Origin of the sequence: Sulfitobacter aestuariivivens (assembly GCF_014763045.1) — a bacterium.
In the GTDB taxonomy this organism is placed as follows: domain Bacteria; phylum Pseudomonadota; class Alphaproteobacteria; order Rhodobacterales; family Rhodobacteraceae; genus Sulfitobacter; species Sulfitobacter aestuariivivens.
The window spans coordinates 39,856-52,411 of record NZ_JACTAG010000003.1; the positions used below are offsets into that span (position 1 = coordinate 39,856).

At 58.9% G+C, this 12,556-nt stretch carries 13 protein-coding genes; 8 read left to right on the plus strand and 5 right to left on the minus strand.

Going from position 1 to position 12,556, the window contains the following annotated elements:
* Positions 1-126 precede the first annotated feature (126 nt).
* Positions 127-1,695, minus strand: coding sequence for a 2-isopropylmalate synthase (locus H9Q16_RS18075; RefSeq protein WP_191076885.1), 1,569 nt, complete (start codon positions 1,693-1,695; stop codon positions 127-129).
* A 295-nt stretch (positions 1,696-1,990) separates the two neighbouring features.
* On the opposite strand from H9Q16_RS18075, the gene H9Q16_RS18080 reads away from it, so the two are divergent.
* Genes H9Q16_RS18080 through H9Q16_RS18090 form a run of 3 tightly spaced genes read left to right on the plus strand, consistent with a single transcriptional unit; the run spans position 1,991 to position 4,370 of the window.
* Positions 1,991-2,182 (plus strand): hypothetical protein, encoded by a 192-nt coding sequence (locus H9Q16_RS18080; RefSeq protein ID WP_191076886.1) that lies wholly within the window; start codon positions 1,991-1,993, stop codon positions 2,180-2,182.
* Positions 2,179-2,847, plus strand: a complete 669-nt coding sequence (locus H9Q16_RS18085; protein WP_191076887.1) for an SDR family NAD(P)-dependent oxidoreductase — start codon at positions 2,179-2,181, stop codon at positions 2,845-2,847. Before H9Q16_RS18080 ends, H9Q16_RS18085 begins: the two co-directional genes overlap by 4 nt.
* Positions 2,841-4,370, plus strand: a complete 1,530-nt coding sequence (locus H9Q16_RS18090) for a cryptochrome/photolyase family protein (RefSeq protein WP_191076888.1) — start codon at positions 2,841-2,843, stop codon at positions 4,368-4,370. The genes H9Q16_RS18085 and H9Q16_RS18090 overlap by 7 nt, the downstream gene beginning before the upstream one ends.
* Before the next feature lie 56 nt (positions 4,371-4,426).
* Here H9Q16_RS18090 and H9Q16_RS18095 read toward each other — a convergent pair whose 3' ends face one another.
* Positions 4,427-4,750, minus strand: a complete 324-nt coding sequence (locus tag H9Q16_RS18095) for an NIPSNAP family protein (RefSeq protein WP_191076889.1) — start codon at positions 4,748-4,750, stop codon at positions 4,427-4,429.
* 71 nt (positions 4,751-4,821) lie between these two features.
* Between H9Q16_RS18095 and H9Q16_RS18100 the strand changes: the two genes are divergently transcribed.
* Positions 4,822-5,511: an ArsR/SmtB family transcription factor gene (locus H9Q16_RS18100; protein WP_191076890.1), complete on the plus strand. Its 690-nt coding sequence runs from the start codon at positions 4,822-4,824 to the stop codon at positions 5,509-5,511.
* Here H9Q16_RS18100 and H9Q16_RS18105 read toward each other — a convergent pair.
* From H9Q16_RS18105 to H9Q16_RS18115, 3 genes are all read right to left on the minus strand, one after another.
* Positions 5,508-6,308: a CE1 family esterase gene (locus H9Q16_RS18105; protein WP_191076891.1), complete on the minus strand. Its 801-nt coding sequence runs from the start codon at positions 6,306-6,308 to the stop codon at positions 5,508-5,510. The two genes, H9Q16_RS18100 and H9Q16_RS18105, sit on opposite strands and share 4 nt — an antisense overlap.
* A 58-nt stretch (positions 6,309-6,366) precedes the next feature.
* Positions 6,367-8,025 carry an NAD+ synthase gene (locus H9Q16_RS18110; protein ID WP_191076892.1) on the minus strand — a complete coding sequence of 553 codons (1,659 nt, stop codon included), beginning with the start codon at positions 8,023-8,025 and terminating at the stop codon, positions 6,367-6,369.
* A 124-nt stretch (positions 8,026-8,149) separates the two neighbouring features.
* On the minus strand, positions 8,150-8,563 hold the full coding sequence (locus H9Q16_RS18115; protein WP_191076893.1) for a GFA family protein: 414 nt from the start codon (positions 8,561-8,563) through the stop codon (positions 8,150-8,152).
* Between the two features lie 176 nt (positions 8,564-8,739).
* Here H9Q16_RS18115 and H9Q16_RS18120 point away from each other — a divergent pair, with 176 nt between their 5' ends.
* The 4 genes from H9Q16_RS18120 to gltX all read left to right on the plus strand — a co-directional run bounded on the left by H9Q16_RS18120 (position 8,740) and on the right by gltX (position 12,509).
* On the plus strand, positions 8,740-10,128 hold the full coding sequence (locus H9Q16_RS18120) for an MORN repeat-containing protein (RefSeq protein ID WP_191076894.1): 1,389 nt from the start codon (positions 8,740-8,742) through the stop codon (positions 10,126-10,128).
* 5 nt (positions 10,129-10,133) lie between these two features.
* Positions 10,134-10,664 (plus strand): ankyrin repeat domain-containing protein, encoded by a 531-nt coding sequence (locus tag H9Q16_RS18125; protein WP_343067896.1) that lies wholly within the window; start codon positions 10,134-10,136, stop codon positions 10,662-10,664.
* Positions 10,661-11,062 carry a DUF1801 domain-containing protein gene (locus H9Q16_RS18130; RefSeq protein ID WP_191076895.1) on the plus strand — a complete coding sequence of 134 codons (402 nt, stop codon included), beginning with the start codon at positions 10,661-10,663 and terminating at the stop codon, positions 11,060-11,062. The genes H9Q16_RS18125 and H9Q16_RS18130 overlap by 4 nt, the downstream gene beginning before the upstream one ends.
* A gap of 112 nt (positions 11,063-11,174) precedes the next feature.
* Positions 11,175-12,509, plus strand: coding sequence for a glutamate--tRNA ligase (gltX, locus tag H9Q16_RS18135; protein ID WP_191076896.1), 1,335 nt, complete (start codon positions 11,175-11,177; stop codon positions 12,507-12,509).
* Positions 12,510-12,556 lie beyond the last annotated feature (47 nt).

Sequence of the window (12,556 nt, forward strand, 5' to 3'; positions counted from 1 at the left end):
CGCTATACCTAATAAGTCGTAAAGCACACGCGACATATAGGATCGTTCTTTTGCAGGCGCCAAATATCCCGGGGGTTTGGGGGCAGAGCCCCCAACCTGTCGGACCGCGTTAGCGGTTCGAAAATGCTATCCGACATCCTTGTAACTGATCTCTCGTTTGTCGGTGCCGCCCTTCTCACGGCGCACCAGCAGGCGGTTGAGCGCATGAATGTAGGCCCGCACACTGGCCACCACCGTATCGGTATCCGCTGACTGGCCTGTCACGATCCGACCGTCTTCTTCCATGCGCACACTGACCGTGGCTTGTGCATCCGTGCCCTCCGTCACCGCGTGTACCTGATAAAGCTGCAGTCTTGCATCATGCGCGACCAAAGTTTTGACGCAGTTGAAAGCAGCATCGACAGGGCCATCGCCCGTCTGCTCAGTGCTTTGCTGCTGTCCTTCGATTTCGAGGGTCATCCGCGCTTGATTAGGCCCTTCCGTGCCGCAGACCACATGCATTGACACCAGCTTGACCCGGTCTTCTTCCGGATCGGTGGACGTGCGCATCAGCGCAATCAGATCATCCTCGTAGATTTCCTTTTTGCGGTCGGCCAGTTCCTTGAAGCGGACGAAGACGTCCTTGAGCTGATTATCTCCCAGTTCGAACCCCAAATCCTCAAGCTTGGAGCGCAGCGCGGCGCGGCCTGAATGTTTGCCCATGACCAGATTGGTTTCTGAAAGACCCACGTCCTCGGGGCGCATAATCTCAAAAGTTTCTGCGTTCTTCAGCATGCCGTCCTGATGGATGCCGCTTTCGTGGGCAAAGGCGTTCTTGCCGACGATGGCCTTGTTAAACTGCACGCTGAACCCTGACACAGCCGCAACCCGGCGCGAGATGTTCATGATCTTTGTTGAATCGATCTCTGTGCGGTAGGGCATGATATCGTTGCGCACTTTCATCGCCATTACGACTTCTTCCAGCGCGGTATTGCCCGCCCTTTCGCCAAGCCCGTTTATCGTGCATTCAATCTGGCGCGCGCCCGCCTCAACCGCGGCAAGGCTGTTCGCTGTCGCCATGCCCAGATCGTTGTGGCAATGGGTTGCAAAGGTGATCTCATCCGCGCCCGGCACATTTTCAATCAGCTTGGTGATCAGATCGGCGCTTTCACGTGGGGCAGTATAGCCCACCGTGTCGGGTATATTGATGGTGGTGGCCCCGGCAGAGATGGCAATTTCGACCACGCGGTAGAGGTAGTCGAGTTCGGTGCGGGTCGCATCCATCGGAGACCACTGCACGTTGTCGCAGAGGTTTCGTGCGTGGGTCACGGTTTCATGGATGCGGTCGGCCATTTCGTCCTTCGTGAGGTTCGGAATGGCGCGGTGCAGGGGCGAGGTACCGATAAACGTATGAATGCGCGGCGCGCGCGCGTGTTTGACGGCCTCCCAGCAGCGATCGATGTCTCCGAATTGCGCGCGCGCCAAGCCGCAAATGACGGAATTTTGCGTTTGCCGCGCGATATCGGACACCGCATTGAAATCCCCTTCAGAGGCGATGGGAAATCCGGCTTCAATGATGTCGACGCCCATTTCATCCAGCAGGCCTGCGATTTCCAGCTTTTCGGCATGGGTCATCGTGGCGCCTGGGCTCTGTTCGCCGTCGCGCAAGGTGGTATCAAAGATCAAGACGCGGTCTTGTTTGGCTTCTTTTGTCATGGTGTGGAACTTTCTATCTGCATTCATCCGATTGGCGCGCATGCGATCCTCTGAGCAGGCGCGCCGACGGACACGCTCAGAGGCGGATTAGCAGCAGTAGGGAGGCACGCAGCAGACCTGCGCGCGCGCAGGGTAGGGTCGGCATATGGGCTGCATGTGTCATGGCGTCATTTATACGCCAGCTTGGGCAAATGAAAAGAGGGCCGCGCGCAGAATATCGCAGCTGTCATATATCGGCCCTGAGCTTGAAGACCCTTTGATGCGTTCTATCCTCTTTTTTCACAGGAGCCTGCGCATGTCGGATACAACCCATACCGAGACACTCGCATTGGAGCTTCAGGTCTATGATCTGGAAGCAGCACTGGCCTATTACGGACTGGACTTTGCCGAAAGGGTCAAGGACTGCGGCACGCGGGTGATGAACGTCGATCTTGACGACGTCGCCTTTGTGCTGAGCGAAATTCTGCAAAGTTCTGACGCGTCTTGAGCGGGCAAGCGTTGGTCATCGGTGCCTCCGGGGGGATCGGAGGGGCGCTGGTCAAAGCCCTTGAGGAGCGCGGGCTGCGTGTGCAAACGCTTTCGCGGTCAGTTGATGGGTTCGATATAACGGACCAGGCATCCGTAGACCGGGCACTGGGCTCGCTCAAAGGGCCATATGATCTGATCATCGTCGCCACCGGCGCGCTTGAGATTGATGGTGCGGAGCCTGAGAAGACCATCAGAGCGATTTCGCAACAGGCTATGACTGATCAGTTGACGCTCAATGCCGTGGGCCCTGCACTTGTGCTACGCCATGCCGCAGATCTGTTGCCGAAGGACACGCGCGGCGTCTTTGCAGTTATGTCGGCGCGCGTAGGCTCCATCGGGGACAACCGGCTGGGGGGCTGGATCAGCTACCGAACGGCTAAGGCGGCAGTCAATCAGGTGGTGCACACGGCCTCTATCGAATTGGCGCGCAGTCATCCTCACAGTATCTGCGTCGCGATGCATCCCGGTACCGTCAAGACGCAGTTCACTGAAAAGTACCTCGGTCGCCACCCTGCGACAGAACCTTCCGAGGCGGCGGCGCATCTTTTGGATGTCATTGACGGGCTGGTCCCGGATGATACCGGGCAATTCTTCGATTGGGCTGGAAAGGCCGTGCCATGGTAGCGCGATTGGTGCTGGTGCTGGGCGATCAGCTCAGCGCGGATCTGTCCGCGTTGCGCGAGGCTGATCAGGCCAACGACATTGTTGTCATGGCAGAGGTGAACGACGAAGCGACTTATGTCAGACATCATCCCAAGAAGATCGCGCTGATTTTTTCGGCGATGCGCAAGTTTGCAATAACCTTGCAAAGTGCTGGATGGGATGTGCGCTATACCCAATTGGACGATACCGAGAACGCGGGCTCCATCATCGGCGAGGTTTTGCGCCGGGCGACTGAAACCGGCGCATCAGAGGTGATTTGCACCGAACCCGGCGAATGGCGGCTCATCAACAAGCTGAAACATGCGCCGATCAAGACCCATATCCTGAACGATGACCGCTTTATTGCCAGCCACGCAGAATTCGAGTCGTGGGCAGAAGGGCGCAAGGCGCTGCGGATGGAGTATTTCTATCGCGATATGCGGCGCAAGACCGGGCTGATGATGGAGGGCGGGAAACCAGCGGGTGACAAGTGGAACTATGACCACGACAATCGCAAGCCGGCACCCGGAGAAATCACAAGTGAGGGCCCGCTTAAATTTACGCCCGATGTGGTGGTCGAGGACGTGCTTGAACTTGTCGCGGCGCGCTTTGGCGACAACTTTGGCGATGTACGTCCGTTCCATTTTGCCACCACGCGCGAGGAAGCATTGCAGGCGTTGGACCACTTTGTGGCGCAGGCCCTGCCGCGCTTTGGCGATTATCAGGACGCGATGTTGGAGGGGGAGGCGTTTCTCTATCACGCGGTTTTGTCACCCTACATCAACTTGGGCCTCTTGGCGCCATTGGAGGTCTGCCAGGCGGTCGAGGCTGCTTGGAAAAAGGGCAATGTGCCCATCAATGCCGCCGAAGGATTCATTCGTCAGATCATCGGGTGGCGTGAATACGTGCGTGGTATCTACTTTCTCGAAGGGCCCGACTATGCTGCGCGAAATGGGCTGGGCCACACACGCGATCTGCCCGCCTTTTTCTGGGGCGCAGAGACGCGGATGAACTGCATTTCCAAGGCGGTCGCGCAGACCCGTGAACACGCCTATGCCCACCATATCCAGAGGCTGATGGTCACGGGCAACTTTGCGCTGCTGGCGGGTGTTGACCCGCATCAGGTCCATGAATGGTATCTTGAGGTCTACGCCGATGCCTACGAATGGGTCGAAGCGCCCAACGTGGTCGGGATGAGCCAATTCGCTGATGGCGGCATCATCGCATCCAAACCCTATGTGTCGTCCGGCGCCTACATCAATCGCATGTCCGATTATTGCAAAGGCTGCCATTACAGCGTGTCAAAGAAGGTGGGCGAAGGGGCGTGCCCGTTCAATCTGCTGTACTGGCATTTCTTGGACCGTCATCGCGCGCGGTTCGAGAACAACCCGCGCATGGGCAATATGTACCGGACGTGGGATCGCATGGACAAAGAGCGCCGCGAAACGGTGCTGAAGGATGCAGAGACATGGCTTGCCCGTTTGGAGGCGAAAGAAAGTGTCTAGGAAGTCCCTTTTGGCTTAGGGTCCCACGGCAGGCGGGACTTCCAAGTAGTCAGCGATCATGTCGGAATGTTGTGCGGGGCGGAAGCAAGGCGCAGGAATGTGCGATCCTCGCGCAAGATAAACTTTTCTGACTGCGCGAAAGCATAGTTCTCGCGACCCAGCGGATCGTCCTTGAGGCGCGCGCGGTAGTATTCATAGTCGGCAAGGCTGGAGATATTGTAGATGCCGTAGGCCAGCGTCGATGACCCCTCGTGCGGGGCGTAATACCCGACAAGATCTGCCCCGCATCGCGGAATCGCCTGACCCCAGTTCTGGGCGTAACGGTCAAAGGCCGCGTGTTTGTTCGGGTCGATCTGGTAGCGAATAATGCAGGTCAGCATGGTGTTTCCTTTCATGTTCGTGAGCAGCCTAGCGGATTGTCTGGCGTGAATGCTTCGGCTAAGGTCGAACTATGAAAGAAGGCCCTGACATTTCGCGGATTGCCGCGCTGATTGGTGATCCGGCGCGCGCCAATATCCTGACTGCGTTGATGAGCGGCAAGGCCCTGACCGCCACCGAACTGGCGGGCGAGGCGGGTGTGACCTTGCAGACGGCCAGCGCGCATCTGAGCAAGTTGGAAGCAGCGCATATGATCTGCATGCGCAAATCCGGACGGCACAAGTATTTCACGCTTGGAGGGGACGATGTTGGTCAAGTTCTTGAAGCATTGATGGGACTGGCCGCAGGCGCGGGCCACTTGCGCACGCGCACCGGCCCCAAGGATGCAGCACTGCGCGAAGCCCGGGTGTGTTACAATCATCTGGCAGGCGCGCGGGGCATCGCGCTGTATCAGGGTTTGCTGGAGCGTGGCTATCTTGAAGAGCAGAGCGGCAGTGTCTCGTTGACCGACGCAGGGTGCATCTTTGTGTGTGACTTTGGTGTTGACCTGCACCTTCTGAAAAAATCGAAGACGCCGCTCTGCCGGACTTGCCTGGACTGGAGTGCGCGGCAAACTCATTTGGCGGGCAGCGTCGGTCGGGCTTTGTTGGCACAGATGGTGACGAAGGGTTGGTGTACGCGGGCCGATGGAACGCGGGTGGTGGCGTTTTCGCCTTCAGGCAAAGCGGAGTTTGATCAGACCTTCGGCGCGCCGACGCTTTAGATTTGCCCCGCATCCCGCAACCGCTCTATGCCGTAGCGCAGGTGTTCGGTGCGGAATGAGTGGCCACCGGGAAAGAGGCAGAACTCCAGGATATCACCTGCGTCATTGGCGCGGTTCTCGCACGCCAGATCCCCCGCTTCTGAAGACTGCACAGAACCAAAGCCGCCGAATGCAGAGTAATGCGCGAGTGCCTCGCTGACCTCGCCCTGCTTGGTTTCCCGGATCGGCCGACCGTCAAGGGGCACCGTTTTGTCTGCATCCCCATGGATATGCACGATGCTGGACACCGGAGCACTACAGACTTCCGGGGGTCTTAGCCAATAGGTGCCGGACATCGGAACAAAGCCGGCGAACTGGTCGGGATGGGAACAGGCAAGGTTCCAGACCACCATACCGCCTGCAGAAAAGCCGCTGGCGACGATCCGGGTCGTATCAATTGGATAACGTTTTGCTGCGTCTGCGATGACCGCATCAAAATAGGCGAACTCCGCCGCACCGGTGCTGTCAAATGTGCGCGGACCATAAGGCAGGTCCCACGTACCCCCGACCCCCTGCATGGCAATCAGGGCAAGGCCAGCGTCCGACACCATGCGCCGCAGACTGCCATTGCGCATGACACCCTGGGCCGAGCCGCGGTACCCATGGCTCCACATCAGTGCGCCCACGGGCGACGCACCGTCATGGCCTTGCGGCATGACTATTCGGTAGTGCCGGTCACCGACCGGGCAATTGGAATCGGGGCCGCACGCCAATGCGGGCGCGGCAAGAAAACTCAGCAGAAAAATCAGATATCGCATGTGCCAACCATGCCTTGCAGGTACGGACGGCGCAATTCACAAGAACGTGGCGCTGAAACTAGCTTGGGTCGCGCCAGCGATTGACGATGGGATAGCGCCGATCGAGCCAGAAGGCGCCCTTTGTGAGGCGCGGGCCAGGCGCCGACTGGAAGCGCTTGTATTCCGAGATGTAGATCAGATGTTCCACTTTCTTGGCCACGTCCCGGTCAAACCCAGCGGCCACGCAATCGGAAATCGACCCGTCCTGATCCACCAGAATATTCAGAATAGCATCCAGTTCGGGGTAATCTGGCAGGCTGTCGCTGTCCTTTTGATCCTCGCGCAGCTCTGCTGTGGGTGGTTTGGTGATGATCGTCTCGGGGATCATCTCGCCCTTGGGGCCCACCATCCAGTCGCGGTGGTTGGCATTGCGCCAGCGGCAGGTTTCGAAAACCCGCGTCTTGTACAGGTCTTTGATCGGGTTATAGCCGCCGGACATGTCGCCGTAGATCGTTGCGTAGCCAACGGCGACCTCGGATTTGTTACCCGTGGTCAAAAGCATTTCGCCAAATTTGTTGCTGAGGGCCATCAGCAGCAGGCCGCGCAGGCGGGACTGGATGTTTTCCTCGGTCAGTCCCGGTTCGGTGCCTTCGAACAGCGGCGCCAGCGTATTGGTGATCGCCTGCCTCCCTTCCGAGATCGGCACGTAGTCGTAGCGGCAGCCAAGGTTTTTCGCCACAGCCTCTGCATCCGTCAGTGATCCCTCAGACGTGTACTCTGACCGAAGCATCACGCAGCGCACATTGTCCGCGCCAAGCGCATCCACAGCGATGGTGGCGACGATGGCGCTGTCGATGCCCCCCGACAGGCCCAGCAAGACCTTTTTGAAACCGGTCTTGCGCATGTAGTCGCGCAAGCCCAGCACCATGACGTGGTAGTCCTGCTCCCATGCGTCGGGCTGCGGGGCAAGCGGTTGCTCTACGATCCGCCAGCCGTCCGGCCCGCGTTTCAGATCCACGTGATGGATCATCTCATCAAAGGGAGGCAGTTGCATCACCAGCTTGCCGCCGGGATTCAGCGCAAATGTTGCGCCGTCAAAGATCTGGTCGTCCTGACCGCCCACCATATTCAGATAGATCAGGGGCAGACCGGTTTCGATCACGCGCGCCACCATATGGTTAAGCCGCGTGTCCATCTTGTCGCGGTAATAGGGCGATCCATTGGGTACCAGCAGAAACTCTGCCCCCGTCTCTGCAAGCGTTTCGGCCACATCCGGATGCCAGGCATCCTCGCAAATGGGTGAACCGACGCGCGTGTTGCCCACTGAATAGGGGCCGCCCAACGGGCCACTGTCAAAGATGCGCACCTCATCGAACACTGTCTCATTGGGCAGTTCATGCTTGAAATTGCGCGATGCGATCTTGCCACCCTTGAGGATCAGGTAGGCATTGAATAGCTCTGTCCCCTCGGCCCATGGCGCGCCGATAGCCAACGCAGGTCCATCCGCGCAATCGTGTGCCAACTGGGTGATGTGGGTCATCACATCAAGCTGAAATGCCTTTTTCATCACCAGATCCTGCGCATTGTATCCGGTGATAAACATTTCAGGCAGTGCGACGATATCGGCACCTGCCGCCTTGCCGGCTTCCCACGCCTCAAGCGCGCGCGCGGCGTTGCCTGCCAGATCACCAACGGTGGGGTTCAGCTGGCCAAGTGTGATGCGAAAGGTGTCTGCCATGGTTTTGGCCCTGAGTTATCCTGTCTTTAAGCGATGTAGCAGATCAATCACCGGGGGAAAGGCGAAAGCAGATGCGCATAGGCCGCTTGGTTAATCCGCACATGATGCAGGGGCGGACATGCCATTAGGGCAGACGGTCGAAACAAGGTACATCTGGTGCGACAAGGTGGAAGGGCTGCTGATCCGCCATGTGGATCGCCGCGCGTGGTCCGCCAAATGTTGCAGGATCGTCCAGCGTTCCGACTTTCAGAACCAGCCGTTCGCCATCGGTCAGTTCCGTGGTGATGTGTGTCCCGCAGGTTTCACAGAAGGTGCGCGTCACGGGCGCATCAAGGTCGGACCGGGTGAAGGTCCGCGGCGCGCCTTTGGTCCATTCGAAGCCTGAAACCGGCAGGATCATGAAATAGTTCGGGCCACCGCCAGAAAAGTACTGACATTCCCGACAATGGCATTGTGCCTTGAACATGGGTTTGCCCGCAGCGCTGTAGGCCAACGCGCCGCAGTAACACTGGCCTGTGAATGTCGCCGTATCGCTCATCTGCGGATCCTTTTGCTTGTGTGGCAGATTATGACCGACAGAGGCTTCTTGCCAAGCACCTGAAAAGACATTGCTCCATTTCTTTCCATTGCTTAGGCTTGATGCACGGTCGCAGGGGTGCGGCCACGACCGGGCCGGAACGCCGGTACCGGCGGTGATCCAGGGGGCTGCATCTGATGTCGTTGCGTAGAATTATTCTGATCCTTTCGCTGTTGCCACTGGCGGCCACGGCGCAGGAGGGTCAGGTTCAGACCAAGCAATATGATGACGGAGGCGTCTATGAAGGCACCTTCCAGGGGGGGCTGCAGCACGGTCAGGGCACCTATAGGTTGCCCAACGGGTATGAGTATTCCGGCGCATGGGTCGAGGGAGAGATCAAAGGGCAGGGCACCGCACGCTTTCCCAACGGATCGGTGTACGAAGGCAGTTTTGCGAAAGGCAAACCAGAGGGCTTCGGCAAGATCATCTTTGCCGATGGCGGGACCTATGAAGGTGATTGGGTGGCGGGTGCCATCATGGGCCAGGGGGTTGCGCTATATGCCAACGGCGTGCGCTACGAGGGCCAGTTTCGCAATGCCAAGCATCATGGCAAGGGCGTGATGCAAAGCCCCGGCGGGTACGAGTACAAGGGCGACTGGGTTGATGGGGCAAAACAGGGCCAGGGCACGATCACCTACCCGGACGGGGCGGTCTATGAGGGCGAAATCCTTGCAGGCAAACGCTCAGGCCAAGGCAAGCTGACAATGCCTGACGGTCTGGTCTACGTCGGAATGTGGAAAGACGGCCAGATTGATGGGGCCGGAAAACTGTCGCAGCCAAACGGGGATGTCTATGAAGGCAACCTTGTCGGAGGGCGCCGCGAAGGACAGGGCAAAGTCACCTACGAGAACGGCGATGTTTACGTGGGCCAGTTCAAGGATGACCGCCGTCAGGGGCAGGGCACCTTTACCGGCACAGATGGCTATGTCTACGAAGGCAATTGGGTTGCCGGGCAAATCGAAGGTCAGGGCAAGGTCACCTACCCCGATGGGTCGGTTTATGTGGGGACTTTCCGCGATGATCTGGCGGATGGCACGGGAAAGATAACCTACCCCGACGGCTCCACGTATGAAGGGGCCTGGGCTGCGGGTGTGATCGATGGGAAGGGCAAGGCGACCTATGCCAACGGCGTTGTTTACGACGGCATGTTCAAGAACGCGCGCAATCACGGGCAAGGTGTTATGACCTACGCCGATGGGTATCGGTACGAGGGGAACTGGATCGAGGGCCAGCGGCACGGAATCGGCAAGGCGACCTATCCAGATGGCACCGTATACGAAGGTGCTTTTGAGAACGGCCAGCGACACGGCAAGGGCAAGATCACGATGGTCAGCGGGTTCAGCTATGACGGTGACTGGATGAACGGCGAAATTGACGGTCAGGGTATTGCAACCTACGACAATGGCGATGTCTACGAAGGCAGCTTCAAGGCCGGCAAACGCCAGGGCGCAGGCACGATGCGCTACGCCACCGGCGAAGAGGCCAGCGGTCAGTGGGAGAATGGCGCGCTGAACGAAGGCGGGTGACGCGCATGACGGGCGGTCGGACAGATCGTGAGATCATTGTCGACTATTGCGCCAAGGGCAATATCGCGGGTCTTGTCGACGCGCAGCGGCACCTCGGCAACTTTCCCAAAGGGGGCGACGGCACGTTTGGGAACAGATGGATTTCATATGCGATTGTCAGCGGGAACCCGGCAGCTGTCACCTGGATGATCAATGAGGGTGCCGATCTGAATTTCCGGGGGGACGATGGCTATACCGTCTTTGATGACTGTCTTGAGCTGGAGGGTGAGGCCCGTCACGAAATCCTTTCCGTTTTGATCGCGGCCGGTGCAGATGTGAACCAGCATGGATCGCAGGACTGGACACCGCTGCACCGCGCGGCGGTGATGGATGACGAAAGAGCGATGGTCATGCTCATGGATGCTGGCGCTGATCGCGACAGACGCACCCGGATTGACGATTGTACCACCCCGGCCGAGGAAGCGCGCCTTTTGGGGCATCCCGCGTCGGCAGATTTCATCGATGCACATGTCCCGGATCGAAAGGGTGCGACATGACCGAAGTTGAAACATTCCTTGCCGCAGTTGAGCCTGACCGACGCAAATCCGAGGCTGCCCGCCTTGATGCGCTCTTTCGCAAGATCACTGGCTGGCAGCCACTACTCTACCGCGGCGACATGCTGGGCTATGGACGCTATGATTATACCTACGCCTCAGGGCGCTCCGGGTCTTATCTTGCAACAGGGTTCTCGCCCCGAAAGGCCAAGCTGAGCATCTATATCATGCCGGGCTATACCGACTTTGGCGATATACTTGCGCGGCTGGGAAAGCATTCGAAAGGCAAGTCGTGCCTGTACCTCAATAAGCTGGAGGATGCGGATATCGATGTGCTGGGTGAGCTTATTCGCGCGGGCCTGAAAGATCTCGGGATGCGCTGGCCGGTGCACCCGACCTGATCCGCGCCACCCACCGGATGGGGGCGAAAGACACTCCCGTTCCGGACGTCCCGGTTGCTGGACAAGCCACGCCCCCTGTGACACATCACGGCCCACCAGAAGGAGCGTCAAGATGTCCACCGCAACCGTCACCCGTTTTGCCCCCTCTCCGACCGGATATATCCATGTCGGCAATCTGCGCACGGCGTTGATGAACTATCTCATTGCCCGCAAGGCTGGCGGCACCTTTATCCTGCGCATTGATGACACTGACCCTGAGCGCAGCAAGGAAGAATACGTCGACGGTATCAAAGAGGACCTTGAATGGCTGGGCCTGCATTGGGACCGGACCGAACGGCAGTCAGAGCGGCTGGACCGATACCACGCCGCCGCAGATCAACTGCGCGAGATGGGACGGTTTTACGAGGCCTTCGAGACGCCGACCGAACTGGACCTCAAGCGCAAGAAGCAGCTCAACATGGGCAAACCACCGGTCTATGACCGCGCGGCACTTGGCTTGTCGGATGATGAAAAGGATGCACTGCGCGCGGAGCGCGGTAACGGCGTCTGGCGCTTTAAACTCGACCAGGAGCGGATCGAGTGGGATGACGGCATTCTGGGCGATATCTCAATTGATTCGGCGTCTGTCTCGGACCCGGTGCTGATCCGGGGCGATGGCCAGATCCTGTATACGCTGGCCAGCGTGGTGGATGACACGGATATGGGTGTGACCCATGTGGTGCGCGGATCAGATCATGTGACAAATACCGCAACGCAGATTCAGATCATGGGCGCTCTGGGCCGTTCGCACCCCCTGTTTGCGCACCATTCGCTCTTGACTGGCCCAAAGGGCGAGGCGCTGAGCAAGCGCTTGGGCACGCTGGCGCTGCGCGATCTGCGCGAACAAGGCGTGCAGCCTGCAGCCCTGCTGAGCCTGATGGCGCGGTTGGGATCTTCGCACCCGGTCGAATTGCACGATGATCTGGCGGCGATTGCGGAGGGTTTTGATATCGCTCAGTTCGGGTCCGCCCCGACCAAGTTCGATGTCGCCGATCTATTCCCGCTGACGGGCCGGTATTTGTCGCAACTGCCGCTGGATGAGGTCGCTGAAGCGGTCCGTGCAGTTGGTGTGCCAGACGGCAAGGCAGCGCAGTTCTGGGCTGTGACACGCGAGAACATCCAGACATTGGCTGATCTTGACGGCTGGTGGGCCATGTTTCGCGACGGCGCGGAGCCAATCATTGAGGCAGACGACGCGGCATTTGTGGCCGAGGCCATCGCGATGCTGCCTGATATGCCATTTGATGAAACAACCTGGGGCACCTGGACTGCCGGCGTGAAAGAGGCGACGGGGCGTAAGGGGCGTGGCTTGTTCCGGCCCCTGCGGTTGGCGCTGACCGGGCAGGAAAGTGGGCCGGAAATGGCGCAAGTGATGCCACTGTTGCAGGTCGTGAAGGCCCGGGGCTAGTGTCACCCTGACCGCGCGCCTGTATCGAAGGGCGCGCTGAGGTATTT

Coding starts and splice junctions, on each gene's coding strand:
- H9Q16_RS18075 (WP_191076885.1), bottom strand. CDS start 1,695: ATGACAAAAGAAGCCAAACAAGACCGCGTCTTGATCTTTGATACCACC.
- H9Q16_RS18080 (WP_191076886.1), top strand. CDS start 1,991: ATGTCGGATACAACCCATACCGAGACACTCGCATTGGAGCTTCAGGTC.
- H9Q16_RS18090 (WP_191076888.1), top strand. CDS start 2,841: ATGGTAGCGCGATTGGTGCTGGTGCTGGGCGATCAGCTCAGCGCGGAT.
- H9Q16_RS18095 (WP_191076889.1), bottom strand. CDS start 4,750: ATGCTGACCTGCATTATTCGCTACCAGATCGACCCGAACAAACACGCG.
- H9Q16_RS18100 (WP_191076890.1), top strand. CDS start 4,822: ATGAAAGAAGGCCCTGACATTTCGCGGATTGCCGCGCTGATTGGTGAT.
- H9Q16_RS18105 (WP_191076891.1), bottom strand. CDS start 6,308: ATGCGATATCTGATTTTTCTGCTGAGTTTTCTTGCCGCGCCCGCATTG.
- H9Q16_RS18110 (WP_191076892.1), bottom strand. CDS start 8,025: ATGGCAGACACCTTTCGCATCACACTTGGCCAGCTGAACCCCACCGTT.
- H9Q16_RS18115 (WP_191076893.1), bottom strand. CDS start 8,563: ATGAGCGATACGGCGACATTCACAGGCCAGTGTTACTGCGGCGCGTTG.
- H9Q16_RS18120 (WP_191076894.1), top strand. CDS start 8,740: ATGTCGTTGCGTAGAATTATTCTGATCCTTTCGCTGTTGCCACTGGCG.
- H9Q16_RS18125 (WP_343067896.1), top strand. CDS start 10,134: ATGACGGGCGGTCGGACAGATCGTGAGATCATTGTCGACTATTGCGCC.
- H9Q16_RS18130 (WP_191076895.1), top strand. CDS start 10,661: ATGACCGAAGTTGAAACATTCCTTGCCGCAGTTGAGCCTGACCGACGC.
- gltX (WP_191076896.1), top strand. CDS start 11,175: ATGTCCACCGCAACCGTCACCCGTTTTGCCCCCTCTCCGACCGGATAT.